Source organism: Alcaligenes sp. MMA (genome assembly GCF_020907215.1).
In the GTDB taxonomy this organism is placed as follows: domain Bacteria; phylum Pseudomonadota; class Gammaproteobacteria; order Burkholderiales; family Burkholderiaceae_B; genus Alcaligenes; species Alcaligenes aquatilis.
This window is the reverse complement of record NZ_JAJJPP010000003.1, coordinates 529,850-553,969: the sequence shown is the minus strand read 5'-3', so window position 1 is coordinate 553,969 and position 24,120 is coordinate 529,850. Positions and strand designations below refer to the sequence as shown.

Annotated in this window: 18 protein-coding genes; 7 read left to right on the top strand and 11 right to left on the bottom strand. The window is 55.8% G+C overall.

Features of this window, described 5'->3' with window-relative positions:
- The 6 genes from LNA76_RS15070 to LNA76_RS15045 all read left to right on the top strand — a co-directional run bounded on the left by LNA76_RS15070 (position 1) and on the right by LNA76_RS15045 (position 7,570).
- The gene (locus LNA76_RS15070; protein ID WP_230019375.1) at positions 1-1,317 is read left to right on the top strand and encodes a glycosyltransferase; all 1,317 of its coding nucleotides are present in this window, start codon (positions 1-3) and stop codon (positions 1,315-1,317) included.
- Positions 1,314-2,399 carry a CgeB family protein gene (locus LNA76_RS15065; RefSeq protein WP_108728415.1) on the top strand — a complete coding sequence of 362 codons (1,086 nt, stop codon included), beginning with the start codon at positions 1,314-1,316 and terminating at the stop codon, positions 2,397-2,399. Before LNA76_RS15070 ends, LNA76_RS15065 begins: the two co-directional genes overlap by 4 nt.
- Positions 2,400-2,414: 15 nt before the next feature.
- On the top strand, positions 2,415-3,893 hold the full coding sequence (locus LNA76_RS15060; protein ID WP_230019374.1) for a glycosyltransferase: 1,479 nt from the start codon (positions 2,415-2,417) through the stop codon (positions 3,891-3,893).
- Entirely contained in the window at positions 3,880-4,653 is a 774-nt protein-coding gene (locus tag LNA76_RS15055) for an SDR family NAD(P)-dependent oxidoreductase (RefSeq protein WP_108728417.1), read from the top strand. The genes LNA76_RS15060 and LNA76_RS15055 overlap by 14 nt, the downstream gene beginning before the upstream one ends.
- On the top strand, positions 4,643-6,193 hold the full coding sequence (locus LNA76_RS15050) for an LTA synthase family protein (RefSeq protein WP_230019373.1): 1,551 nt from the start codon (positions 4,643-4,645) through the stop codon (positions 6,191-6,193). The genes LNA76_RS15055 and LNA76_RS15050 overlap by 11 nt, the downstream gene beginning before the upstream one ends.
- A gap of 171 nt (positions 6,194-6,364) precedes the next feature.
- Positions 6,365-7,570, top strand: a complete 1,206-nt coding sequence (locus tag LNA76_RS15045; protein WP_230019372.1) for a hypothetical protein — start codon at positions 6,365-6,367, stop codon at positions 7,568-7,570.
- Between the two features lie 167 nt (positions 7,571-7,737).
- Here the strand turns inward: LNA76_RS15045 and pgi are convergent, their stop codons facing one another.
- The 10 genes from pgi to selD all read right to left on the bottom strand — a co-directional run bounded on the left by pgi (position 7,738) and on the right by selD (position 20,553).
- Complete coding sequence (gene pgi / locus LNA76_RS15040; RefSeq protein ID WP_230019371.1) at positions 7,738-9,309, bottom strand: glucose-6-phosphate isomerase; 1,572 nt, start codon at positions 9,307-9,309, stop codon at positions 7,738-7,740.
- Between the two features lie 89 nt (positions 9,310-9,398).
- Positions 9,399-10,406, bottom strand: a complete 1,008-nt coding sequence (locus tag LNA76_RS15035; RefSeq protein WP_230019370.1) for an FAD:protein FMN transferase — start codon at positions 10,404-10,406, stop codon at positions 9,399-9,401.
- A gap of 32 nt (positions 10,407-10,438) precedes the next feature.
- Positions 10,439-10,954 carry a nitrous oxide reductase accessory protein NosL gene (locus LNA76_RS15030; RefSeq protein WP_230019369.1) on the bottom strand — a complete coding sequence of 172 codons (516 nt, stop codon included), beginning with the start codon at positions 10,952-10,954 and terminating at the stop codon, positions 10,439-10,441.
- Positions 10,951-11,781, bottom strand: a complete 831-nt coding sequence (locus tag LNA76_RS15025) for an ABC transporter permease (protein ID WP_108728422.1) — start codon at positions 11,779-11,781, stop codon at positions 10,951-10,953. The genes LNA76_RS15030 and LNA76_RS15025 overlap by 4 nt, the downstream gene beginning before the upstream one ends.
- Before the next feature lie 3 nt (positions 11,782-11,784).
- Positions 11,785-12,696 (bottom strand): ABC transporter ATP-binding protein, encoded by a 912-nt coding sequence (locus LNA76_RS15020; RefSeq protein WP_123050433.1) that lies wholly within the window; start codon positions 12,694-12,696, stop codon positions 11,785-11,787.
- Positions 12,680-14,023, bottom strand: coding sequence for a nitrous oxide reductase family maturation protein NosD (locus tag LNA76_RS15015; RefSeq protein ID WP_230019368.1), 1,344 nt, complete (start codon positions 14,021-14,023; stop codon positions 12,680-12,682). The genes LNA76_RS15020 and LNA76_RS15015 overlap by 17 nt, the downstream gene beginning before the upstream one ends.
- Positions 14,024-14,030: 7 nt before the next feature.
- Positions 14,031-15,935 carry a TAT-dependent nitrous-oxide reductase gene (gene nosZ / locus LNA76_RS15010; protein WP_230019367.1) on the bottom strand — a complete coding sequence of 635 codons (1,905 nt, stop codon included), beginning with the start codon at positions 15,933-15,935 and terminating at the stop codon, positions 14,031-14,033.
- Between the two features lie 62 nt (positions 15,936-15,997).
- Positions 15,998-18,253 (bottom strand): NosR/NirI family protein, encoded by a 2,256-nt coding sequence (locus tag LNA76_RS15005; RefSeq protein WP_230019366.1) that lies wholly within the window; start codon positions 18,251-18,253, stop codon positions 15,998-16,000.
- Positions 18,254-18,424: 171 nt separating this feature from the next.
- Positions 18,425-19,519 carry a tRNA 2-selenouridine(34) synthase MnmH gene (gene mnmH, locus LNA76_RS15000; protein ID WP_230019466.1) on the bottom strand — a complete coding sequence of 365 codons (1,095 nt, stop codon included), beginning with the start codon at positions 19,517-19,519 and terminating at the stop codon, positions 18,425-18,427.
- Positions 19,519-20,553 (bottom strand): selenide, water dikinase SelD, encoded by a 1,035-nt coding sequence (gene selD, locus LNA76_RS14995; RefSeq protein WP_094197948.1) that lies wholly within the window; start codon positions 20,551-20,553, stop codon positions 19,519-19,521. Before selD ends, mnmH begins: the two co-directional genes overlap by 1 nt.
- Positions 20,554-20,793: 240 nt before the next feature.
- Here selD and LNA76_RS14990 point away from each other — a divergent pair, with 240 nt between their 5' ends.
- The gene (locus LNA76_RS14990; protein ID WP_230019365.1) at positions 20,794-22,914 is read left to right on the top strand and encodes a TonB-dependent siderophore receptor; all 2,121 of its coding nucleotides are present in this window, start codon (positions 20,794-20,796) and stop codon (positions 22,912-22,914) included.
- Between the two features lie 33 nt (positions 22,915-22,947).
- Here the strand turns inward: LNA76_RS14990 and LNA76_RS14985 are convergent, their stop codons facing one another.
- Positions 22,948-24,036, bottom strand: coding sequence for a hypothetical protein (locus tag LNA76_RS14985; protein ID WP_230019364.1), 1,089 nt, complete (start codon positions 24,034-24,036; stop codon positions 22,948-22,950).
- Between the last annotated feature and the right edge of the window lie 84 nt (positions 24,037-24,120).

Sequence of the window (24,120 nt, the reverse complement as noted above, 5' to 3'; positions counted from 1 at the left end):
ATGCTCTTTAAGTTATGGCGTGGGCTGTTGCGTGAGCCTTGGATGGCTCTGAGCCGGCGTTTGACCTTGTTGACGGTGCGTCGGCAAACCCGGCGCGGTCAGCGCCGTGAGACACCTTATGAGCCTGTGCCAGGACGTGTGCTGTATGTGCCGGCTAGTGCCTTGCCGTATCACATCAGCGGCTACACCACCCGTACCCACGAGATTATCCGCGCCATGCAGGCGGCAGGTGGGGATATCTGTGTGCTGACACGCCCAGGTTATCCATGGGATCGTAAAGACAGATTGGTGGATGCCGAGCAAGATGAAACCCTGGTGGATGGGGTGCGATATGCGCATGCTCGCAATCCTTCCAACAAGCGCCCCGTGATGCAGTTCGCCATCGAAGCTGCCGCCTCCATCGCCCAGGAAGCCATCAAGCAGCGCGTCGCCGTCATCCATGCTGCTTCTAACCACGTCAATGCCTTGCCGGCCTTGATTGCTGCGCGTCAGTTGGGCATTCCGTTTCAATATGAAATGCGTGGCTTATGGGAGTTGAGCCGGGCCTCCCGTATGCCGGAGTTCCGGGACTCTCAAGGTTTCAAGCAGGGGCTGGAGCTGGAAGGTCTGGTTGCCAGCCAGGCAGATCGTTTGTTTGTGATTTCCGAGCAGTTGGGCCAATACGCTTGCGAGCACTGGAACGTGGATCCCGCACGTATGGGGCTGATGCCCAATTGCGTGGACCCCTCGCGTTTTATTCCTGGCGATGCCCAGGATGTGCAGCCCAATACCATTGTCTACGCTGGTTCCCTGATTGTTTATGAGGGGCTGGATGTTTTGATCGACGCTGTGGCGGACCTGGTGGGCCGTGGCAAGGATGTAACCCTGACCATTATTGGAGATGGGGAGGCGCGCGCGCAGTTGCAGGCCCAGGTACAAAGTCTGGGTATGGAACAGCACGTTCTGTTTGCTGGTCGGGTCTCGCCTGAAGAGGCCCGTGCTTTGCAGGCCAAGGCTGCATTGGTATGTATTCCTCGTCGTCCTTTTGAAGTGTGTCGCATTGTGCCGCCCATCAAGTTGGTCGAGGCGATGGCGATGGGCAAGCCTGTTCTGGTGCCGGATTTGCCGGTGTTCAAGGATGAGGTTGGGTCGTGCCGTTCGGTACGCTTTTTTAAAGCAGGTGATGTGCAGGACTTGGCCCGTGTGCTGGATGAGGCGTTTCAGGTGGGGCCGGAGGTCTTGGCGCAGGACGGTGCCTTGGCACGTGAAGAAGCCTCGCAGCGCCGTAGTTGGGCGGACTTTGTGGTGCATGCTTTGCCGGCCGGGACTCACTCATGATTGGCCGCGCAATCCGGGCTTTGGGTGCTCGTATTTATACGCACCCCACCGTCAGCGAAGACGGCAAGCCTACAGGGCAGTTTGGGCGACTGAAAGTGGCCTTGGTCTCGGACTACTTTACGGCAGACTGCCTGTCGGCCGAATGCTCTATCCGTATTCTGAACCCGCGCAATTATGAGGAGGTCATCTCCTCCTGGAAGCCGGATCTGCTCTTTGTGGAGTCCGTGTTTCATGGCTTGGGTGGCGCGTGGCGTTACGAGCTGGCCAAGCAGTCGCGACTGATTCGTTTGCGTACGCCTCGCACAATTTACAAGCTAGTGCAGTTTGCTAAAGATCAGGGTGTGCCCACGGTGTTCTGGAACAAGGACGACGGGGCGTATTTTGAACACTTCATTGATGTGGCCAAGGCTTTTGATTATGTGTTCACCACCGATAGCGATTGCCTGCCGCGCTATCGCGCCCGCCTGAATCCTGATGTGCCCGTGAACACCTTGAGTATGCCGTATCAGCCTGCGTTTCATCATTTCACGGGCTTTGGGTTTACGCGCAAGGAAGGGTGTTTTACAGGCAGTTATTACCGCCGTATCCTGAGTGAACGTCGCCGTTTTCTGGACATGATTTTCGGGGCCTGTGAGGATGCTCAAATGCATCTGAATGCCTATGACAGAAATCACGACAGGCTGTCTCGGCATCTTGAGTTCCGTTTTCCTCGCTCGACGCATTTACAGGTGCATAGCCAGGTGCCGCACCGTGAGACCGGGCGTATCTACAAAGAGCATGTAATGTGTCTGAACGTGAATTCGGTCACGGACTCCGACACCATGTGCTCACGCCGCTTGCTGGAAATTCTGGCCAGCGGAGGTATTGCAGTGACCAACCCCGGTCGGGCGGTGGATCGTTATTTTCGTGATTTCTGCCACGTGGTGCATTCCCGTGAGCAGGCCAGTGAATTGTTTTCTCGTCTGCGCCAAGGCCCCTCCGCACAGGACTGCGAGCGTGCGGCGGCGGGGGCGGCTTATGTACGCCAGTTCCACACTTGGGAGCATCGCCTCCAGGAGTTGGCTGATGTGGTCGGCTTCTAGGGTGCGCTTGTTTCCATGATTGTGAGCATTTTTGCGTACCTGATTCAGGCGCTGTTCTTGCTGGTTGTCGGGGCCTTTGCCCTGTACGTAGTCTTGGAGCTACGGGTACTGTTGATCTCGCGCCGGGTGGAACGACGCAAGCTAAGTGAGCTGGTGCAAACGTCTGCGTCCGTGCAGCAAGACTGGTATCCCAAGGTCAGTGTTCTACTACCGATTTATAACGAGGCTGCCGTTGTCGAGCGTCTGATCGATGCGGCTTGTCGTCTGGATTACCCGGTGTCTGCGCTGGAAATTCTGGTGCTGGACGATTCAACAGATAAGACGGCGCTGTTGGCCCAAAACAAGGTGAATCAACTGACCAGTAAGGGTGTGCCGATTCGCCGCATTCAGCGTGCCGATCGTACGGGCTACAAGGCCGGGAATCTGGTGCATGGCATTCAGCATTCCCAGGGCGAGTTTTTTGCGATCTTCGATGCGGATTTTTTGCCGCCCGCTGATTTTTTGCAAAGAACCATTCCGCCTTTCAAGGACGCGAAGCTGGGTTTTTTGCAGACAGGTATTGGTTATGAAAACCGCGACCACTCTTTCCTGACCCGCTTTCAGGCCATGGAAATGGGCCACCAGCAATATGTGACGGTGGGGCTGAGCGAAGACGGGGATATGGCTTCCTTAAGTGGCAGTTCCTGTGTCTGGCGACGCGCTTGCGTGGAAGCCCTGGGCGGTTGGAATGCCTCCACCATTACCGAGGACGTGGACCTGGGTTATCGGGCCCAGTTTGGGGATTGGAAGTACGCCTATCTGCGCGATGTGGTGTCCATGTCCACCTTGCCCGAGAACATCAGCGCCTTCCGTGTGCAGCGGGAGCGTTGGGGGCGAGGGCTGATACACAGCGCCTTCAAGCACCTGGGCCAGATGTGGCAGCAGGATATGCCCTTGATGAAGCGCATGCATGCCTTCTCCATGATGTTTTCATCGGTCATGCTGGCGTCTATTTACGCCTTGATTTTGTTGAGCCTGCCCCTGAATTATTTGCTGGATTTCGACCATGTGGTCTTGCTGTGGGGGGCGCCGCTGTTCTTCTTGCTGGTTGCTGTCTGGGCCTTGAATAATGCCTTTGGGGCTCGCAAGGGGGCGCGTTTTGAGGATAGGCCGGGTGTATTGGGCACTCTGTGGCATACCTACTTGTATGTCGCCATGTTCCCGCCCATGGCTTGGTATTATTTTGTCGGTGGCGTCCGAGCCGCCTTCAAGGTCTACGGGGAATTTAACCGCACGCCCAAAGGCGAGGGCGAGAAGGCAGCAAGACAGCCCCGCATCAATCTGTATTTGCTGATTGGTGAAGTGTTCACCTTCCTGTATTCCGCATTGGCTCTGTATGTGGCCATACGTATGGGCAACTACTTGTTGGTTCCCTTGAATGCGACGGTGTGTGTCGGTTTTGGCATGGTTTTGTACTGGTCCTTTCAAGAAAGGAGAGCGCGTGGGCGTAGCTGAACCCGCAGGGCAGGAGCGAATTCTGATTACCGGAGCTACCAGTGCTATTGGTGGCGAGCTGGCGCTTCACTATGCCAAGCCCGGTACAGAGCTGACTTTGCATGGTCGCAATGCTGCGATTCTGGAGCCTTTGGCCGAGCGCTGCCGGCTAGCGGGCGCGCAGGTAAAGACGTATCAGTTGGATTTGCGTGATCTGGATGCCTTGCATGCCTGCTTGTCGCAATGTGCTGCGTTTGATCTTGTCATCGTGAATGCGGGCATGAATATTCATGTTGGCCCCAATGGCGAGCCGGAGGCCTGGGAAGATACCGAGCTGCTGCTGGATATCAATGTGAAGGCTTCGCTGCGAGTGGTGCAATCGGTGCTGCCTGCCATGCGGGCGAGAGGGCGCGGACAGATCGCCTTGATGAGTTCCTTGGCGGCCTATTTTGGTTTGCCAACGACACCGTCCTATAGCGCCAGCAAGGCGGCTGTCAAAGCCTATGGCGAAGGCCTGCGTGGCTGGTTGGCGCCGGAGGGGATCAAGGTCAATGTGGTGATGCCAGGCTACGTTAGCTCGCCCATGTGCGATGCCATGCCGGGCCCTAAACCGTTCTTGTGGACTCCGAACAAAGCGGCTCGTCGTATTGCCCGTGGTCTCAAAGCCAATAAAGCGCGCATCAGCTTTCCGTTTCCATTGAATCTTGGTTGCTGGTTTCTGGCCGTGCTGCCCGCCCGGGTGTCCGTCTTTATTCTGAGCAAGATCGGTTATGACGCTTGAGCCGGGATTCTGGACTGCAATCCTGGCTGCGTTGTCGGGGCTGGCTCTGACAGTGGGGCTGGAGCGCTTTTTGCAAACGGCAGCCCGCTGGCGTCGTCCTGCAGCGGCCTGGGCTTTGCATATGGGGCTGTATGGCCTGGCGTATGTCGTACTGGTTTTTGTGCTGGGGCGGCCTATCTTTGCCACGGCCTTGCTGTGCGCGTTTTTCCTGCTGCTGGTTGTGGTCAGCAATGCCAAGTTCAAGGCATTGCGTGAAGCCTTTGTGTTTCAGGATTACGAATATTTTACGGATGCGATCCGTCACCCTCGGCTTTATATTCCTTTTCTGGGATGGGGCAAATTCTTTTTGGCGGCAGCGGGTTTTATTGCTGCCCTGACGATTGGTTTATGGCTGGAAGCCGTGCCCGCCTTGCGGGCGGCCTGGACCGGGCAATGGGGCGCCTTGGCGTTGCTTGCTGCGCTTAGTCTGGGTTTGTTGCTGTGGGGCAATAGGGCGCGTTTGATGGTGCAGATTGCACCGGAGCAGGACGTGCAAGCCCTGGGGCTGTTAGCCAGCTTCTGGCGTTATTGGCAGCAAGGCCGGGAACGTCCAAGCTTGTCTTCCCCTTTTGAAAATGCAGTTCCGAAGACCACGTCTGTTCTGACTAGTGCTGATGCTTTGGCTGATCTGCCTCATCTGGTTTCCGTGCAAAGCGAGTCTTTCTTTGATGCTCGGCGAATTTCTGACAGGATTCGGCCAGAGATTCTGGCGGAGTTTGATCGCTTCAAATCCGAAGCAGTTGCCAGCGGATATCTGCAGGTTCCCGCCTGGGGAGCCAACACGGTGCGCTCGGAGTTTTCCTTCTTAAGCGGTATAGAAAACCGTGCGTTGGGTGTGCACCGCTTTAATCCTTATCGCGCAGTATGCGCGGGATGGTCCGTGGCGACTTTGGCTTCCTGGTTGAAGCAGCAAGGTTACCGCACGATCTGCATTCACCCTTATCCCGCCAGCTTTTACCAACGCCATCGCGTGTTTCCATTATTTGGTTTTGACGAGTTTCTGGACATCAAGGCCTTTGCCGATGTGGAGCGTACAGGCCCTTATATCGGCGATCTGGCGGTGGCGGAGAAAGTTGCCAGTGTGCTGGAGCAGGCCACAGGGCCGGTATTCATTCACGTGATTACGATGGAGAACCACGGGCCTTTGCACTTGGAAAAAGTTGCAGCGGGGGATATCCAGGCCTTGTATCAGCAAGCCCCCCCGCCAGGCTGCGAGGATCTGACGATTTACTTGCGTCATATCCGTAATGCTGATGCCATGCTGACCCGTCTGCGCGGGGCCTTGAGCTCTTCAGATAGGCCAACCAGCCTGTGCTGGTATGGTGACCACGTTCCCATCATGCCCTCGGTCTACGCAGCTCTGGGGACGCCGTGTGGGGATGTGGATTACTTTATCTGGAAGTCCACTGGAGATCAGACAAGGATACAGCATCAAAACATTGCCATTCATGATCTGGCATGTGAGTGGATGAGGCTAAGTCGAGTGCTTGATATTAGTTGAGTTTATATTAAGAAAGTGGTTTGATGCTTTTTTATTGTTTTATATCAAAGTATTTTATTTTTCATATCAATAATTTCAGATAATTGTGATTTTATTTTTATTGGATGAAAATTTAAGCTAAAAGTATTTTTTGTTTTTGAGTTTGATTGGTGATTCAAAAAAAGGATTTTTATGGTTGACTTTATTGAGCCTATCGAAGTTAGCTTGGCATTGGAGGGTGCGAATTGGGTTGCGAGGGTAGAGGGTGTAAAGGATTTGAATGCAACTTATGCATTTTACTTGCTTAGGGATGGAGTTAGAGTAGGGCAGAGGTGGTATGAAAGTAATTTGGTTGCAAAATTTTCAAATGATGGAGTTTCTGGTCATTATCAGGCAAGGGTTTTTGTAAAAAAAAATAATATTGCCGATAGCGGGCAGGTAACTGCAAGATTTAATTCGAAACCTGTTTTTCAAAACAATGCTCCTTATGATTTAAAACGATGGGAGCGTTTTCCATTTTTTTCTCATGAATTTTCTTCCCCATGGGCGGAGGAAAAACTTACGGATGGTGTGTACCATTTCACTGAAGATGGTCGCCACGTAGACATGCTTTTAAGTGGCATGGAGAGAATGGAGGGAAGTAATACTGTCTTTGTATGTTTTGGTGGGGCCGTTACATCTCGAACAGGTACCTCAGCTCCTTTTTTTTCGGGCGTAAGTATTGCTAAGACGCTTAATGCTCCGATGATTTCTGTTTCTGACCCAACACTAAGTCTTTCACATCAGCTTGCTTTAGGTTGGTATGTTGGCCATGAAGGTTTTATTGATCTTCCGATTTATATCGCTCGTTTGTTAGATTCGTTTGTTGAGCGTACTGGTGCACGATTGATAATTTTTGGAGGCTCAGGAGGAGGGTTTGCATCATTGCTTATACTAAGTCTGCTTCAGACGGATAATGTATCAGCATTCGTTTGGAATCCTCAAACCTCAATTGCACGTTACAGTCTTCCATCAGTAAGACGGTTTTTGGAAGTGGCTTTTCCTATGAATTTGAACTCTAGTAACATAGATAAGGATCTTGACGAATCTGGAGTGATCTTTGATCTTAGTTCTCGTGTCTCTTTGTTGTCTCGAAAAAAACAGATTGTTTATTTGCAAAATAGCAGCGACTGGCATGCGCAGATGCATGCAGAGCCCTTCTTGAATAAATTTGGGGCTGGTAAGAAAGTGTCAGAAGAAGTTTTTTTGTTCAATGATTATTTGGCATATTGGGAAGGAAACTGGGGGGATGGGCATATTCCTCCTTCGCAGGAAATAATCATCTCTGGATTAGAATTGCTTCTTTCTGGAAAGTCTCCATTGGATACGGCGTTGGAACTGGAAAGAAGTGTGCGTTAAGGTTTAGTGGTTTTTTGCTTAAATTATTTTTTAGGGCTTTGTGGGTTTTTGTAAGTTAATAGCTGAAAGGCGAGAGGTGTTTTAAATGCTAGGTTTTTATTTTTTAGTAAATTAATAATTCATTCTGGCTTTTATTCAACTACCCCTCCTCCTTTCGCTAGTAGATATTAGTTTTTAAAAATATTTATCCAATGCCGCGTAGAAACATCATGCTCAGCAGAGGCGTCTTTCGCCCCTGAGAGTTCCTGCAAAATCCCGTTTGCCAATACTTTCCCGTACTCCACCCCCCATTGATCGAAGGGGTTGATCCCCCAGATCAAGGCCTGCACAAAAATCTTGTGCTCATACAAGGCCAGCAGGGCGCCTAGCGAGAAGGGATTCAGGCGGGGCAATACGATCAGCGTGTTGGGGCGTCCGCCCGAGTGCACGCGGTGGTGGGCCAGTTTGGATGCCTGTTCGCCCAGACCTTGTTTTTCGCATTCGGCCAGGGCTTGCTCGTAGGTCTTGCCGCGCATCAGGGCTTCGCGTTGGGCCAGGCAGTTCGCCAGCAGCAGATTATGGTGCTCGGCCTGATTGTGATCCGCCTGCTGGCACACAATAAAGTCCACTGGAGCGCCATCGCTGCCTTGGTGCAGCCATTGGTAGAAGGTGTGTTGTGCGTCTGTTCCAGCCAGCCCCCAGACGGCGGCGCCGGTGGCTAAGCCAACGGGTTCGCCGCTGGTGGTGACGGATTTGCCCAGGGACTCCATATCCAGTTGCTGTATATAGGGGACCAGATTGCCCAGGCGGAAATCGTAGGGCGAGATATTCAATGAGCCATAGCCCAGCACACTTCGATTGACCACGCCGGCCAGTGCCATTTGTACGGGCACGTTGGTGGCGATGGGGGTTTCCTGAAAGTGTTGGTCCATCGCGGCAGCGCCGGACAGCATGCCAGCGACGACATCACTGCTGACGGCCAGGGCAGTGGTCAGGCTGACGGCAGACCATAGGGAAAAGCGGCCACCGACCCAATCCCAGAACTGGAAGATTTGTTTTTGTGGCACGCCCCAGTTGGAGGCAGTGTCAGGGCGGGCGGTGACGGCAACGATTTGCTCGTAGGGGTTGGCAACGCCAGCGGCTTGCAGCCATTCTAGGGCGCGCTGGCCGTTTTTGAGGGTTTCGGTTGTGGTGAAGGATTTGGAGGCGATCACGATCAAGGTGTCGTGAGGGTCCATGCCGGACAAGGCATGCTCCAGCGCATGGCCGTCGATGTTGGCCAGAAAGCGTACATTGCGCCAGCTGTGGCGATAGCCAAAGGCTGCCAGGGACAGGCGCACGCCCCAGTCGCTGCCACCAATACCAATATGAATGATGTTGCGCCAGCGGCGCTCGGAATCCGCTACGCGCACGAATTCGTTCATGCGCTCGCGTTCCTTGGCGACTTCCGCCGTGGGGGCGGGCGCACGCAGGGCGCTGTGCCAGGCGGCACGTTGTTCTGTGCTGTTGACGATGCCGCCGTTAAGCAGTTGTTGACGTGCCGTGTCGAAGTGGCGAGCCGCCAAAAGGGCGGCTCCTGCCGTCTGTAATTCTGGTGAATGCCGCTGTCCACTCAAGTCCACTTGCAGGCCCGCGGCCTTCAGGCAATGCAGGTCCAGCGCGTAATGGTCGGACCGGCGTGCTGCCTCGCAAAAACCGGCCCATTCTGGCAGACCGGGTAAAGGGGCAGCACAGGGAAGGTTTGGAGAGTTCACGGACATGGAGATTTAGCCTGCAGTAGACGAAACCGCCATTGTACGAGGCTTTATCGGGCTTGAGCGTCTGCCGGTAAGCGGGTTTGTCTTGGTGTTTACGAGTGTAGGGCGACCAGTTGATTCCCATCGTAGGGCAGTACCCATGCCCGTAAACCGGGGTCGCTTGCCAGAACCCGCGCAATGGCTGGGGGCGACATCCATGAGAACGCCGTGGACAAGGCGTCGGCAATGGTGGCATTCCCCGCTACGACAGAGACGCTGCGATACAAAGGTCGGGCCTGACCATTGGCAGGGTTGAACAGATGAGTAACAGTGCCATCGCGGCTAAGTGCCGTGCCTGATCCAGACGAGGTGCTGACCGCCTGATTGTGCACATCCAGACGCAACAAGCTGACAGGCTCTGCTTGATCGCCTGCCAGACCGACGCGCCAGGGACGATTACCCGGAGCCATACCCAGGCCACGTATCTCGCCCATATCAACCAGGGCGTGTTCCAGGCCTGCCTGCTTCAACTGCTCGGTGATGCGATCGGTAATGTAGCCTTGGGCAATCCCGTTCAGCGTCAAGGCCATGCCAGGACGTTGTAGTTCAATAGTGTCGTCTTGAATGTGAATGGCTTGGTGGTTAACCTGCTGCAGCGTTTGCTTGATCTGGGCAGCGTCGGGAATGGAAGCCGTGTCGCTGCGTTGAGCCGCTTGGCTATACAGATCCCAAAGCACCTGCACGGTCGGGTCAAAGGCCCCATCCGTGAGTTCACTAATGCGCTGTGACTCCAGCAGCAGTCGTGTCAGATCACCGGGAGCGTGCTTCAGATAGCCGTCGCGGTTCAAGCGGCGCAAGGCGCTGTCCTTTTGATACAGGCTGAAGATTCGCTCCAGACGTTGGACTTCGGACAGGGCCTGGTCTATCAGCAACTGTGCAAACGCGGGGTCGGGGTGATGGATATGCAGTTGTGCGTCCGCACCCAAAGCCACACCTTGCCAGGAGCTGAGCGGGGTAGTGGCCGCTTGCATCGCTTTGGCGGCCCATGGCACACCAGTCAGGGCGCTGGTCGCGGCCACAATGCCGATAAAACGACGACGGGAAACAGGAGTAGAAGTCATTGCAAGTACCTGGGATCAGGAAGATAAGCGTTTCAGGGCAGTGCGACCGCACCAAAGATGTAGTTCTCCGGCATGTCGGCAAAGCGAACCAGTTGGCCGCCATGTTGTTGCTGGAAGTCCTTGGCGGCCTGCTCCTGGCTAAAGGGCAGGGCATCGATAGTGCCCATGCCGCCGGTATAGCGGCTGTAGATCAGATACCAGGCCTCTTGTGCCGGTATCCAGGCTTGTTCGGGAAACAGGCCGTCCTGATCGCGCTGGGCCATGTCCTGGACATAGGTGGCGGCGATGGCTTTGGATTCTTCGGGCAATAAGGTGTAGGCGAAAACCTCGCGTATGGTGGTGAACCAGAGTGGTGCTTCGCGTTCGCGCAGAAGAATCTGCCCTTTGGGGCCTTGATGCTCGAACAAGTACATGCCGCAGTAGTGGCCCACGGCGGTTTGGGGAATCTGGACGACGGGTGGCGGTGGGGCTTGTATGGGCTCGGGCTGACCGCAGGCAGCCAGTATCAGGCCCAGACACAGCAAGAGTAGGGTGTGCAGTTTTTTCATAATGCTTTTTTGTTGAAGGCCAGGCTGGCCAGACTAAAAGGCACGGCGATCCACAGCAGCAGAACGCTCATCAAGACGCTGGCAGGTAGGCGAGCCTGTTCGCTTAAACCGGCCATGCCGGCAAACATGGCAACATTTTCGTAGCCGGTCAGATTCAGCAAGCGGTACACGTCCGTAGGGTTGAACAGCAGGATGATGTTCAGCCAGGAGGCGGTGATCATGGCACCTTGGTCAGCGACCAGAATACCCAGTAGCGCCATGTCATAAATCACCACAAAAAACAGCCAGATACCGATGGCCAGCCCGGCCGCAGTGGCACGTTCTCTGACCAAGGTGCTGATGAAATACCCCAAGGACAAGAAGCTGGCACCGAGCAGAATGCTGGCGCCCATCATGGCCAGAAAGGGCGTCCAGACGCTGAAGTCCAGGCCGCCATGCGCCACCTGCAACGTGACCCCTGCCAGACCGTAGCCCACGACGGTAGACAGGCTCAGGATCAGGACATGGCCCAGAAATTTACCGACCAGAACCTGCCAGCGATGGACGGGGTAGCTCAGCAACAAGGACATGGTGCCGCGTTCGATTTCGCCCACAATGGCGTCGTAGGACAGCAGCATGGCAATCAGCGGGATCAGGAAAATGGACAGGCTGGACAGGCTGACCACGGTAACCGTAAGCGGGTCTACCTTGACGCTGCCCGTGGGGGCACTGCCCAGAAAGCCCAGAGACAAAGCCAGTGCCGCCAACAAGAGGGTGACCGCTAGCACCCAACGATTGCGCAGTCCGTCGCGCACTTCCTTTTGGATGATGATCAGGACAGGGTTCATGGCTTAGTAATCCTCGCGCTTTAAAAAGTGCGCATACAGCTCGTCCAGACCGGGGGACTCCAGCTCCAGGTCGGTCAATCCTGCAATGGCATGCGCCTGGCGCAGGATCTGGATTTTTTCGGCTTCGGTGCAGTGACGCTCCAGGCGCTGGGAACCGATGACATTCCAGTGTTGCGGAACAGGATCGGGGATTTGTTCCACAGTCAGGCGAATACGTACCGGCAAGCCCGCGTGTTGGCGCAGTTCGGACAAGGTGCCATCGGCAATCTTGCTCCCCTGCTGCATTACGATGATGCGGTCTGCCAGACGCTCCATTTCGGCTAGGGCGTGAGTGCTGAGCAGGATGGTGGCACCGGCATCGCGCAGTTCTTGCACGATTTCGTAGAACAGCAGGCGGGAGGCTGGGTCCAGGCCTGTTGTAGGTTCGTCCAGTAAGAGCACACGGGGTTTGCCCAGCAAGGTCTGGGCCAGTGCCAGTCGTTGGCGCATGCCTTTGGAGTAGGTGCCCACGCGCTTGTGAGCAGCCTGGGCAATGCCGACACGGGCCAGTAAAGCCTGGTTGTCACGGGTAGGTAGCCCTTTCAGGCGGGCGTAAAACGCCAGGGTTTCGGTGCCGGTCAAGGCAGGGTGCAGGGCGACGGTTTCGGGCAAGTAGCCGATATGGGTTCGCAGTCGGGCAGCCTGGGACGAGCTGGCGTCGTGGTTCAGCAAAGTGACCTTGCCTTCATCGGCGCGGATCAGGCCCAGAATCAACTTGATGACGGTACTTTTGCCCGCACCATTGTGGCCAGCCAGCACGGTGCATTGGCCGGGATAAAGCTCGAAGTTCACCGCGTTGGCGGCGCGCTGCTGGCCGTACAGCTTGCTGACATTGGCCAGCGCGACCGGAGCGGGACCGTTATTGGATGGAGTCATGATTGGCCTTGTATCGCTCCCAGACGGGATTGTCGGGTGCACGCATCAGTGGTGCGCTATCGATGATGCCGCCGGGCAAAATGGCGGGAAATTGGGTTTGCGCCCAGCGCACAATAGAGACGGCAGGGCTGTTCAGAAGCACGCGGGCCGAAGGAGCTCGCCAGACCAGTTGTTCAACAAGGCCATTGGGGCGATAAGCGGTGTCACCGATGCCGTCACCGTTCAGGTCAAAGGCGCTGTGATCGCTCCAGTAATTACCCCGGTCCTTGCTGGACCATTCCAGGTAGCGGGTGCCGACATACTTCACCTGGTTCTGATTCTGGATGAAGGCGTTTTCCGTGATTTCATTGCCTTCGGAACCGGCGGTGTAGTGCACCCCGATCTGGGTGTTCTGAATCAGGTTGCCGGAGATTTTGTTGAAGTTGGCGTTGTAGAGAAAAACGCCTTTCTCGGCCCCGTCCACGATATTGTCGGTAATGGTCGATTGCTGGGCGGCGTTGAGCATCAAGCCCTGATGCGTGCTATTGATGCTGATGTTTTCACGTACCGTCAGAAACTGCGAAAACATCAGGGCATAAGCAATGTCATTGCCGATGGAGACATTGCTGCTGACTTCGCTGTTATTGGTGTACATGTAGTGCACCGCATAGCGCAGTTGGGTAAAGCGGTTATGGCTAAAGACATTGTCGCGGCTGGCATTGGAAAAAATCCCGTCGCGACCCCAGGAGATATCGTTGTGCAAAATGCGTGAGCCGGGGGAGTTCCAGACCGTCACGCCATTGCCGCGCTCGTTCAAACGCAGCTCTTTATTGCCCACGATGGTGTTGTGTTGCACCAGTGCGTTATGGGGCCCCCAAACGTAAACCCCCACCAGATTGTCGAGAATGTCGTTGTGTTCGATCAGGGCGTTATGGGCGGGTTTATCCAGGAAGATGCCAGCATCCATGTCGGGCAGGCTCAAGCCGGAATTACGCACGGTAATCTGACGTATCTGCACATCTTCCGCCTGCACCCACACCGTGCGGCCTTCACGTTCGCCCATCAACACGGCTTGCCGGTTGCTAGGGCCTTGAAGCGTCAAAGGTTTGTTCACGATGATATTGCCCTGATACGTGCCGGGGGCCAGCACCAGGATGTCGCCGGGCTGGGCAGCATCGATGGCGGTTTGCAGCGCGGTATCGGCAGGCACTTCAATGGTGGCCGCTTGAGCGGCAGCCAGGGCACTGGCCGCCAGGGCCAGGACCGTCAACCGCTTGAAGGCCAGCTTGCGCCCAGAGGCTGGGCGCAGGCACCGTGCACGGGTGGGGAGCAGGTGAAAAGACGTCATGTCACCGTCAGGCTTTAGGTTTCACGTTCATCTGACCGGACATTTCCATGTGCAAGGCGTGGCAGAACCACTGGCAGTAGTACCAATGCACACCGGGGCGGGAGGCCGTGAAGGTGACCGAGCTAGTTTGCTGCGGTCCAATTTCCATGGCTACGCCGTAGCCGGACAAGGTGAAGCCGTGGGTCAAGTCCTCGATCATTTCCATATTGGTGACGACAACGGTGACTTCATCGCCCTGATTGACCTCGAAGCTGGGTACGGAGAACACGGGCGCTACGGCGGTCATGTAGACCCGTACCTTGTTGCCATCACGGATGACTTTGGAGGCACCCTCCAGGGTGACGCCATCTTTCTCGGCCATTTTCCGCGCACCATCCCACCAGGGGTCGTCGCGGGTCCAGACGCGCTTGGGTCGTACCTTCTCGGCGGCAACCAGCAGCATGTCGTGCGGTTCGGCAAAGCTTGGGCCGTCGTGAACCAGCTTCATCTCGTCGCCCGAAATATCGATCAGTTGATCGTTTTCTGGTTTGAGTGGACCTACGTTCAGGAAGCGGTCTTTGGAGAACTTGTTCAGTGACACCAGCCACTTGCCATCGGCCTCTTTGGTCTCGCCCATGGTGGTGTGGTTGTGACCGGGCTGGTAGTGCACGTCCAGCTTCTGGATGATGGGATCGACGTCCTTGCCCTGGTAGGCTTCAATCGCCTTGGCAATGTTCCACTTTACGATCTGGCTGTCGATGAATAAGGTGGTGTAGGCATTGCCACGGCCATCATAGGCGGTGTGCAACGGGCCCAGGCCCAGTTGAGGTTCTGCCACGACGCAGTCGCGTGCCGTGATCTTGTCGGCAAACAGGTCGTCCAGGCGGCGCACATCAATCATGGTGACAGTGGGTGAGAGTTTGCCGTTAAAGACCACATGGATGCCGTCGGGGCTGGCATTGCAACCGTGCGGGGAGTTGGGCACGGGGATATAGCGGGTGTAGCGTGAGCCTTTGCGGCCATCCAGCACTTTGACGCCCTGGATCTCCTTGAAATCGCCTTTCTTGACGCCGTCTTCAATGGCCTTGAGGTTGAACACCACGGCCCAGTCTTGCTCGTTGGCACTCATCTCGCCGACATCCACTCCTTTTTCGGAGTTGTAGCAGGTGGAGAAGGCGTACTTGCCTTGATAGTCGGCGTCGCAGTTGTCCAGGTTGCCGTCTACGATCACCTGCCAGGCGATTTCCATGGTGTCGCCATCAATGGCGGTAAAGACAGAAAAGTAGTTTTCCTTGGGGTTGCCAAAGATCGTGCCGTTATTGGGCAGAGGGACGATGTGCTCGCCATTGCAGAATACATAGCCGGTGCGGGGGTAGCGTTGGGGACGCAGGCCGTGTACACCGTCGGCATTGGGAATTTCAATAATTTTGTCGCACTTCATGACATCGCAGCGCACGCGAGCCACGCGGTTATTGGCCTTGTCATTGATGAAGATGAAGCGCCCGTCGTAGGTCCCGTCGGTAAAGGACATATGGGGATGGTGAGCATCGCCGTTAGGCAGAATGCCGCCCAAGGTATCGGCAAACGCCAGGGTTTCAGGCGTCAGGTTGGCGCGCATGATCTGGCGGCTTTCGTTGGTAATCCCCCAGCCGGTGGCGCTACAAATATTGAAGATTGGGATGCGCATCAGCTCGCGCATGGAGGGCAGCCCCATGATGCGGATCTCGCCAGACTGACCGCCGGAGTTAAAGGCGTAGTACTGGTCCAGCTCGCCTGGCTCGATGTGAGCATTTTGCCCGTTCGGCGCTTTTTTGGTATCGGCCAAGGCATTGCCAATGTGGGTGGCGCTGACCACAGCAGCGCCGGATAAGGCGGCGGTGCCCAGAAAGGCGCGGCGGCTCAAACCTTGTTTATCCTGCTTGTTCTCGGACATGGTGTGATTTTCCTTGTGTGTGATGACGTGACCGACTTGGCGCTGGGACGCGCCCAGACGTCTCACGGCGTGGCGGGGGTGGAATCAGTACTGTCTACGCTGCGTGGACGCACGGTAGGGCGGGCAGCAGCATCGTCTTGCAGCGAGCTGGCAACGGCGACGGGAGCCGGTTTATCTCGCTTGCGTTTGGCGATCTTTTGAATCAGGTGCGGGCATTTTTTCTCGTGGTGATACAGCATCTGGCAGTTCAGACATTGGATGCATTCATTGGGATTGATCGGGCCTTCGGGTTCGATGGCTTGTACGGGGCAGTCGGTCGCGCAACGCTGGCAGGGATTGCCACACATGGGGTAGCGCCGCAGCCAGTCAAAAATGCGCAGGCGGGCGGGGATGGCCAAGGCTGCACCTAGCGCACAGAGGTAGCGGCAGTAAAAGCGTTCGATAAACAGGCTGGCAATCAGCAGCAGTACGGCAAAGATCGTGAAGGGCCAGTCGCGGATGAATTTCAGGATGATGGCGGTCTTGAAGGGTTCGACTTCGGCCATCTTTTCGGCCACGGCCATGTCGTACAGGGCAACGCCAAACAGCACAATGAAGATCACGTACTTGATGGAAACCAAGCGTTTATGGGCGCTGTAAGCCACCTTGATCTGGGGGATACGCAGGAAGCGGGCCAGCTTGTTGGCCAGTTCTTGTAGCGCCCCAAAGGGACAGAGCCAGCCACAGAAAGCGCCCCGATTCCAGAAAATCAGAGAGATGGCGGTGGCAATCCATAGGATGAAGACCAGTGGATCCATCAGGAAGTATTCCCAGCGGAAATCGGTGCGTAGGGCGTGGGAGAACGTCAGTACGTTCACTACCGATAGCTGGGCCGAGGCGTACCAGCCAATCCATACCAGGGAGAACAGCAGAAAACCGATGCGAAAGCGTTGGTAGAACACTTCGTGTTTGGTCAGCGTGTCCTGGAAGAAAAAGACGCCACCCAGGGTCAGCAAGGACAGTAGTAGCACGGCAATCTGTACTTTCTTGCCGGCCCAGATTTGCTTGTACAAAGGCTGGTTGGCGGTTTCCAGCTCATCGTGCTCTGCGGCTTCCGGGGCAACTGCAGCGGGAGGGGGCGCCGTCAAATAGGCATCAGGAAGCTGGTAGTTCAGGCTCAGCATGACAAAGGCTTTGTCTTTGACGCTCAGGACGCGTTGTACCAGCAGTTGCAGTCGCCAGGGCAGGACAGGATCAAAGGTGGCGGTAGCCGGGATCTTGAACAGGGCGGCTTCTTTGAAATCCGGCGCATTGGCGGCTTTTACGCCGGGCAGGCGTTGGTGGTCCAGGTCAGTGAAGTGAAAGCTGTCCAGATCCTGGATGATTTCGATGCGATCAAAAATCCCGCCGCGCACATAGCCCGATCCCTTGAAGGAATACAGCCCATTGCCCAACACCAGCATCGCTTGCTGGCCGGGTTTTAGCTCTTGCTGCAGATAGTTGTAGTCGGCCTCGCCCAAAAGACTTTGCCCGATGCTAGGCACGCTGACCAAGGCGGCGTACAGATCAATAAAGGTGTCTTGCGGATCGCCTTCCTGCGGATGGGCGGCAGCTTCTGTACGGCCATTATCAATAAAGGCCTGATTGATGTCGGCCACGCTGACGTGCAGGCGTTGGATGGCACCGTTTTGGAGCAGCTCGTCCCAGCTGGAAATCGTGTGATTGCTGGTATCGATGCTGCGCTTGACGGCCACGGGTGCTGTGGCGGGGGCGGTAGGTTGGCCTATGCCCTCTTGCCGGGCCACCAATTGGGAGGAGCGCATGATGCTGTCGCCCACCACCATCAAGGTCACCGTGGCACCGCTGATGATATCGACGGGTGGCGGTGCGCCGGGCTTGGGACGGTTCTTGATGTAGTTCTGGCCGATATAGCCTTGAATAAAGGTTTCGACGCGCGACTCTGGAATACCGATCAAGACAATGGGTTCATGGTGTTCCAGCAGCTTGGCGGCGACGATGCTGCCATCCATGCTCATGGCGACCAGAGTGTCGATGGGGAAGCTGGAGTAACCGCGCGTGTTGACGATATCGGTCGTTACATACACATACCCTAGCTGTTCTTGATCCTTGAACACCTTGGCAACAGGCAGCGTGCCTGCGGGCTCGCTGGTGTGGGTGGCAGTGGGGAAGATCTCGTTGAGGGCAATGTCCGGCAGGAAGTGGGCAATGCGCGAACTGGAGTGTGCGGAAGTGCTGCTTAGACAGGCTGCCAGCAGGAAAAGCAGGAGCCAGATAGTACGCAACTGGACATGCCGGGCCAAGCGATTGAGGGACGTCATTTCTTACCACCTGCAACAAGATTCTTGCGAGATGGTAGGGGTTACCCTTTGTTTGCTCTTTGTGTCAGAGCAAGGACAGATTCTGACAAGAGTGGGTGCGGGCCAGTGTCAGTCTGTCGCTGATCTGCGATAAATGATGGCAAGCCTGGTGGGCTGGGCCTAAGGTGTGATTTAGCCGTGGCGACGCAAATAATTCAGGACTGCGTCGGCATCACCTTGAAAAATGACCCGATCGGCTTTTTGTTCACGTTGGTAGCTGTACATGGGGTCGTAGTATTGCGTCAGCAAGCCTCTAATCCAGTCCCGGTGGCCGTCCAGCGCACCACTGCGTTCCTGTTCCTGTAAGGCGGCATCCATGATGGCTGCCAACTGCTGGTAGCGTTGATGACCCAATCGCTTGGTGATTCGGGACAGGCTTTGTCGCAGTTGCTCGGCAAACAGGGCAAAGCCGGTTTGCGGGTCGGACTGCTGTGTGAATTCCGCGTGCAGATTCTGGACGTAGTCGCGCACAATGCGGGTAATGCGGTTTTCCAGACTGTCTTCCAGCCAGATAAGGGGCCACTGCTGCATCCCTCGGTACAGGTTCAGCGGCAGGCTGCAGCGACCTATGGTCTGGCTTTCATCTTCCAGCACAAAGCCTTGATGCCCTTGCGCTGTTTTCTTGAGCATGGCAATGGACAGGCGGTGTTCAAAGTTGATCTGACTGGGTTGAGCAGTGGCATGTTTACCAAAGCTGGAGCCGCGATGGTGGGCGTAGCCTTCCAAGTCCAGGCTGTGATCAAGCTGCTGCAACACATCGGTTTTGCCGGTGCCTGTCATGCCCCCCAGAATCTGAAAGCGGGCGCTGCTGACAGTCTGCTCCAGATTGTTCAGCAAAAAGCCGCGCATGGCCTTGTAGCCACCTATGACACGGGGGTATCGAATGCCTGCTTCTTCGCGTAGCCAAGTTTGTGTGATCTGGCTGCGTAGACCACCCCGAAAACAATACAAGTAGCCGTCGGGATGGGCTTGCGTGAACTGCGCCCAGGCTTGCAGTCGTTCTTCCTTGATCTGGCCGCTGACCAGCTTGTTGCCCAGTGCAATAGCCGCTTCCTGACCATGTTGCTTGTAGCAGATTCCTACTTGATGACGTTCTTCATCGTTCATTAGTGGCAGGTTCAATGCGCCAGGAAAGGCCCCTTTACTGAACTCGATGGGAGCGCGAGCGTCCATCAAAGGCGCATTATTCAGGAACAGCTCGCGGTAGTGGTGGGTATCAGGGCGCATCAAGCGATTTCGACGGCGTGGGTTTTGGCAGGGATGAACTCCCCGATGGCTTGCAGTTGCAGGCCTAGTTCGGCAGCCGTGGCTATAAATTCGGCGGTGGCAGAAGGTTCTACCGCGACCAGCAAACCGCCGCTGGTTTGCGGGTCGCACAGGATATTGATTTGTTCCTGGCTAATGGGGGCGATGCGGTGGCCGTAGCTGTCAAAGTTACGTTGTGTGCCGCCGGGGACGCAGCCTTGCTCCAGGTAGTATTCGATGCCGGGCAGCAGGGGCACACGGTCCAGGTTCAAACGGGCCGTCAGGCCACTGCCGTCTGCCATTTCGATCAGGTGGCCCAGCAGACCAAAGCCGGTTACATCCGTCATGGCTTTGACGCCAGACAGTTGTGCAAAGCGGCTGCCAGGCTTGTTCAGCGTACACATCCAGTCGCGCGCCAGGTTTTGATCTTCGGGACGCAGTTTGGCCTTTTTCTCGGCGGTGGTCAGCACGCCAATGCCCAACGGCTTGGTCAAATAGAGCTGGCACCCTTCGGTGGCCGTGTCGTTACGCTTTAACTGGCCTTTATTGACCACGCCGGTTACAGCCAGACCAAAAATAGGCTCGGGTGCGTCAATGGAGTGGCCACCGGCCAGGGTGATACCAGCGGCATCGCAAGCAGCACGACCGCCACGCACCACTTCACGGGCAACTTCGGGAGACAGCACATTGATGGGCCAGCCCAGAATGGCAATCGCCATAATGGGCTTGCCGCCCATAGCGTAAATGTCGCTGATGGCGTTGGTCGCGGCAATGCGGCCAAAGTCATACGGGTCATCCACGATGGGCATGAAAAAGTCGGTGGTCGAGACAACGCCCGTTTCCTCATTCAAACCGTAGACAGCCGCGTCATCACGCGAGGTATTGCCTACCCACAGATTCGGGTCTACGTTTTGGGCACCACTGCCGGCCAGGATAATGTCCAGTACCTTGGGAGAGATCTTGCAGCCGCAACCGGCTCCATGACTGTATTGGGTCAGACGAATAGGAGTATCCATAGTGCTCGGGGGGGAGGTTGTGATCGGAACTTGTCATGGTAAATCGATAAATGCACTTAAGCGAGGTCTGGACGTCATGGACCGACCGACGGGTTTGTCTCCTGAGAGTGGTTGTGTCTTGAGAACGAGGTGACTTCGTGTCTGAGTACCTTCCTGTTTTTTACGAATGTTCGTGTTTAAAAATAATTTGTTCGCATTACAATAATGAGAATAATTCGTATTTAATTAATAGGGGAAGTCATGAAAGTAGTGGTTTGGGCTGGCGGGTACTCTATGGTTTTGGGGCTTTTGATGAGCGCGGCGCAGGCTCAGGAAACGCCTCAAGAGGTATCCACCCTGTCATCCATCAAAGTGCGGGCTCAAAATGAGAAGTCAGAGGGGACAGGCAGCTATCAGCAGCAGGCCGTTCCTCAGATTCTGAAGTTGCCAATGACACTACAGGAGCTGCCTCAGTCTGCAACGGTTATTACACGACAACGTATCGAAGACCAAGGTTTGGATACCTTGGGGCAGGTCATGGAGCAAAGTCCCGGTGTCAGTCGCCAGCAATATGGTGATGACGGCGCAGGCTACACCTCGTTTCAGGCGCGTGGCTTCAACATCACGAATTACGTGATTGATGGGGTGCCTACGACGGCTGCCGCCTTGCAAGGTTATGGCGGGGTCAGTGTCATGGACACTGCCATTTATGACAATGTCGTCATTGTGCGTGGTGCGACCGGCCTGCTCAGTGGGGCCGGAGAGCCGTCGGCATCCATCATGATGCAGCGCAAACGGCCAACAGCCGAGTTTCAAGGACAGGTTTCAGCAGGGGTGGGGACCTGGGACCGGTATCGGGGCATGGCGGATCTTTCAGGTCCGCTCAACGATAGTGGTTCTGTGCGGGGGCGCCTGGTTGCAGCCTATGATCAGTCTCGTTCCTGGAAGGAAGGCTACAAGGGTAAACGGGACGTTTTCTATGGTGTGATCGAAGCGGATCTGGGGGCGCGAACGGTAGCCAGATTAGGCATTGAGCACATGGATAATCGTTACGATGGATCCAGCATGCACGCATTCAGTGTCTCGGATACGGCCGGAAATCTGGTGCAGTGGGATCGCAGCGATTCTGCGACGGCAGCATGGGCGTACAGCAAACAGCGCCGAACGATGGCGTTTGCTCAACTTGAACACGAATTCAACGACGACTGGTCCATTCAAATGGCGATGGGGCGTTCTTGGCTGAATAACGAGCAGTTGTATGGTGTGGCCGCTCCGGCACCGACCCCGCAGGGACGCGGTTCCATGACGGCGGGTTTCAACGAAAAAACACCGACTCAAGATACGGCCGACATAACCATTACAGGGCGGTTTCAGGCGTGGGGACAAGGGCATGACGTTATGCTGGGCGCCAATTACTACGAGCTTTCCCGGCATGACACGGCTTATGCGCGTCAGCGTATCCCTATTGCGCAGATCAAAGACTTTGACCGTAACGTGCCGCGCCCGGACTTGAAAATTACCGGACCGGATAATCAGCGTGCGCGACAGTGGGGGGCTTATGCCGCAACGCGCCTGCGCTTGACGGACAAATTGGCCTTGATTGCGGGTGGACGAGTCACCAACTGGAAGGACCACTCCAATGCGAGATTACGCAAAGAGAATGGTGTGTTTACTCCGTATGCCGGTCTGGTTTACGACTGGAATGAGCAGTGGGCCAGCTATGCCAGCTATACGAAAATCTTCAATCCTCAGTCCAGCCAAGACAGAGACGGTAATTATCTGGATCCTGAACAAGGTACTAACTACGAGGTAGGGGTTAAGTATTTGTTCCCTGGGGAGGCGGCGTCCGCATCGTTGGCGGTGTTTCAGACTCGCAAGGACAATCTGGCTGTCGTCGATGGCAAAGAACTGACGCCTAGCGGTGCCCAGGCGTACACCGCTGCCAGCAATACGCGCTCTGAGGGGATTGAGTTCGAGATCAATGGCGAGCTTGCCCCTGGCTGGCAAATGGGCGCCGGCTATACCCATTACCGCTTCCGTGGTGCTGATGGCGAGAAGATCAAGACGGATATCCCGGCTGATCAGGTCAAGTTGTTTACGACTTATCGCTTGCCCGGTGCGTGGCATAAGTTGACGGTAGGAGGCTCTGTGCAATGGCAAAGCAAGATCTTTGATAATCAACTGACCGGCGTAGCCCGTGAAACCAACACACAGAAAGCCTATGCGGTGGTGGATCTGATGGCGCGATATGCCATTACGCCTCGGGCGGATCTGACCGTCAATTTCAATAATATTTTCGACAAAACCTATCGCCTGGCGTACAGCAGTCATACCTACGGCGCCCCGCGTAATGTGATGGCGTCCTTGCGCTATCAGTTTTGAGCTGACTTGTCCTTTTGGCTTGGCAAGCGCCAGTTATGGGAAGGGCAGGGGACGCACCACCTGGGCAAGCTGGTCCGCAGCGACCCACTGTGCAAACTGCTCGCCCAGGCGCTGGCTTTGTTCAACGGCGTGTTGCCAGGCCAGACGTCGATCTGCATCAGACAGACGCTTGTAGTCGGAACGATCGGGGATTTTGTGGTCTTGCAGACGCTGATAAAAGTGGGGCGTAGGGCATAACAAAATCAGATTATCCAGGCTGTGGGGACGACGGGCCTTCTGCCAGCGTGGCAGGTATTTGTCGAACCAACTGGCGCTGATTTTTTGCGTGAAATGGGGAAACAAGGTCAGGCCAGGGCTGTCCAGATCCAGTGCGCAAAAGTTGTAGTCCACCAGCCCCCCATCCCGGTAGAGCCCGGCGGGCCAGTTATGAGCGGCATCAACACCGTCGATGACCATTGGAATGGCGGTGCTGGCGGCCAAGGTTTGGAACAGATTGTGCTGATCCAGTGCCGCGTAGCGAGCCTGATCGTGATGCTTGCCGTGGATGGGCAAGGGGCTGCGGGTGTCATGTACGATGACCCGCTCAAAGAACCAGCGCGGGATGGCCGGGTGCACATAGTTGCCGACCATGCAGCCGAGCAGGGCTGCGCCAAGCTGTTTTTGATTGCGGGAGCCTGCCCAGCCTTTGCTGCGTGCCACGGTAATGGCGAAGCGATAGCGCGGGTGGTTCAGGATTGCTGCTTGTGAGTCGGCGTCCCCGAGGAACGTTTTCAGCATAGTCTGGGTAGACCGGGTAATGTCCGCGACCGTGGAGTTGGGTAAAAAGGGACTGTGTATATAGAGCTGGGCAAAGTCCGCAAAAGCTTTGTACGGATCGTGTTGAGCCGCGCAGGCAAAACGCCAGGAGGCCACTGAGCTGCCAAACAACCATAGCGGTTCGTCATGTGTGTTGAGCCAGTCCCCAAACAGATACTGATCCAGCCCGGTCAAGGCCAACGCCTTGGGCCCGCCCGCGCTGCCAATTAGTGTGCTGATATCTTTGGCATGCAAACCCTGGTTTTGAATGTGACGATAGGCACGAGGCCCGGCGTAGATCGCCAGATCCGGTTCAATGTATGACAAGATCAGCTCCCGAATGTGATGGTTCTGTAGCCGGACGGATGGCCAACAAGGCTTTAGTCTAGCGTTGTTGGGGCCGGGCCGGGG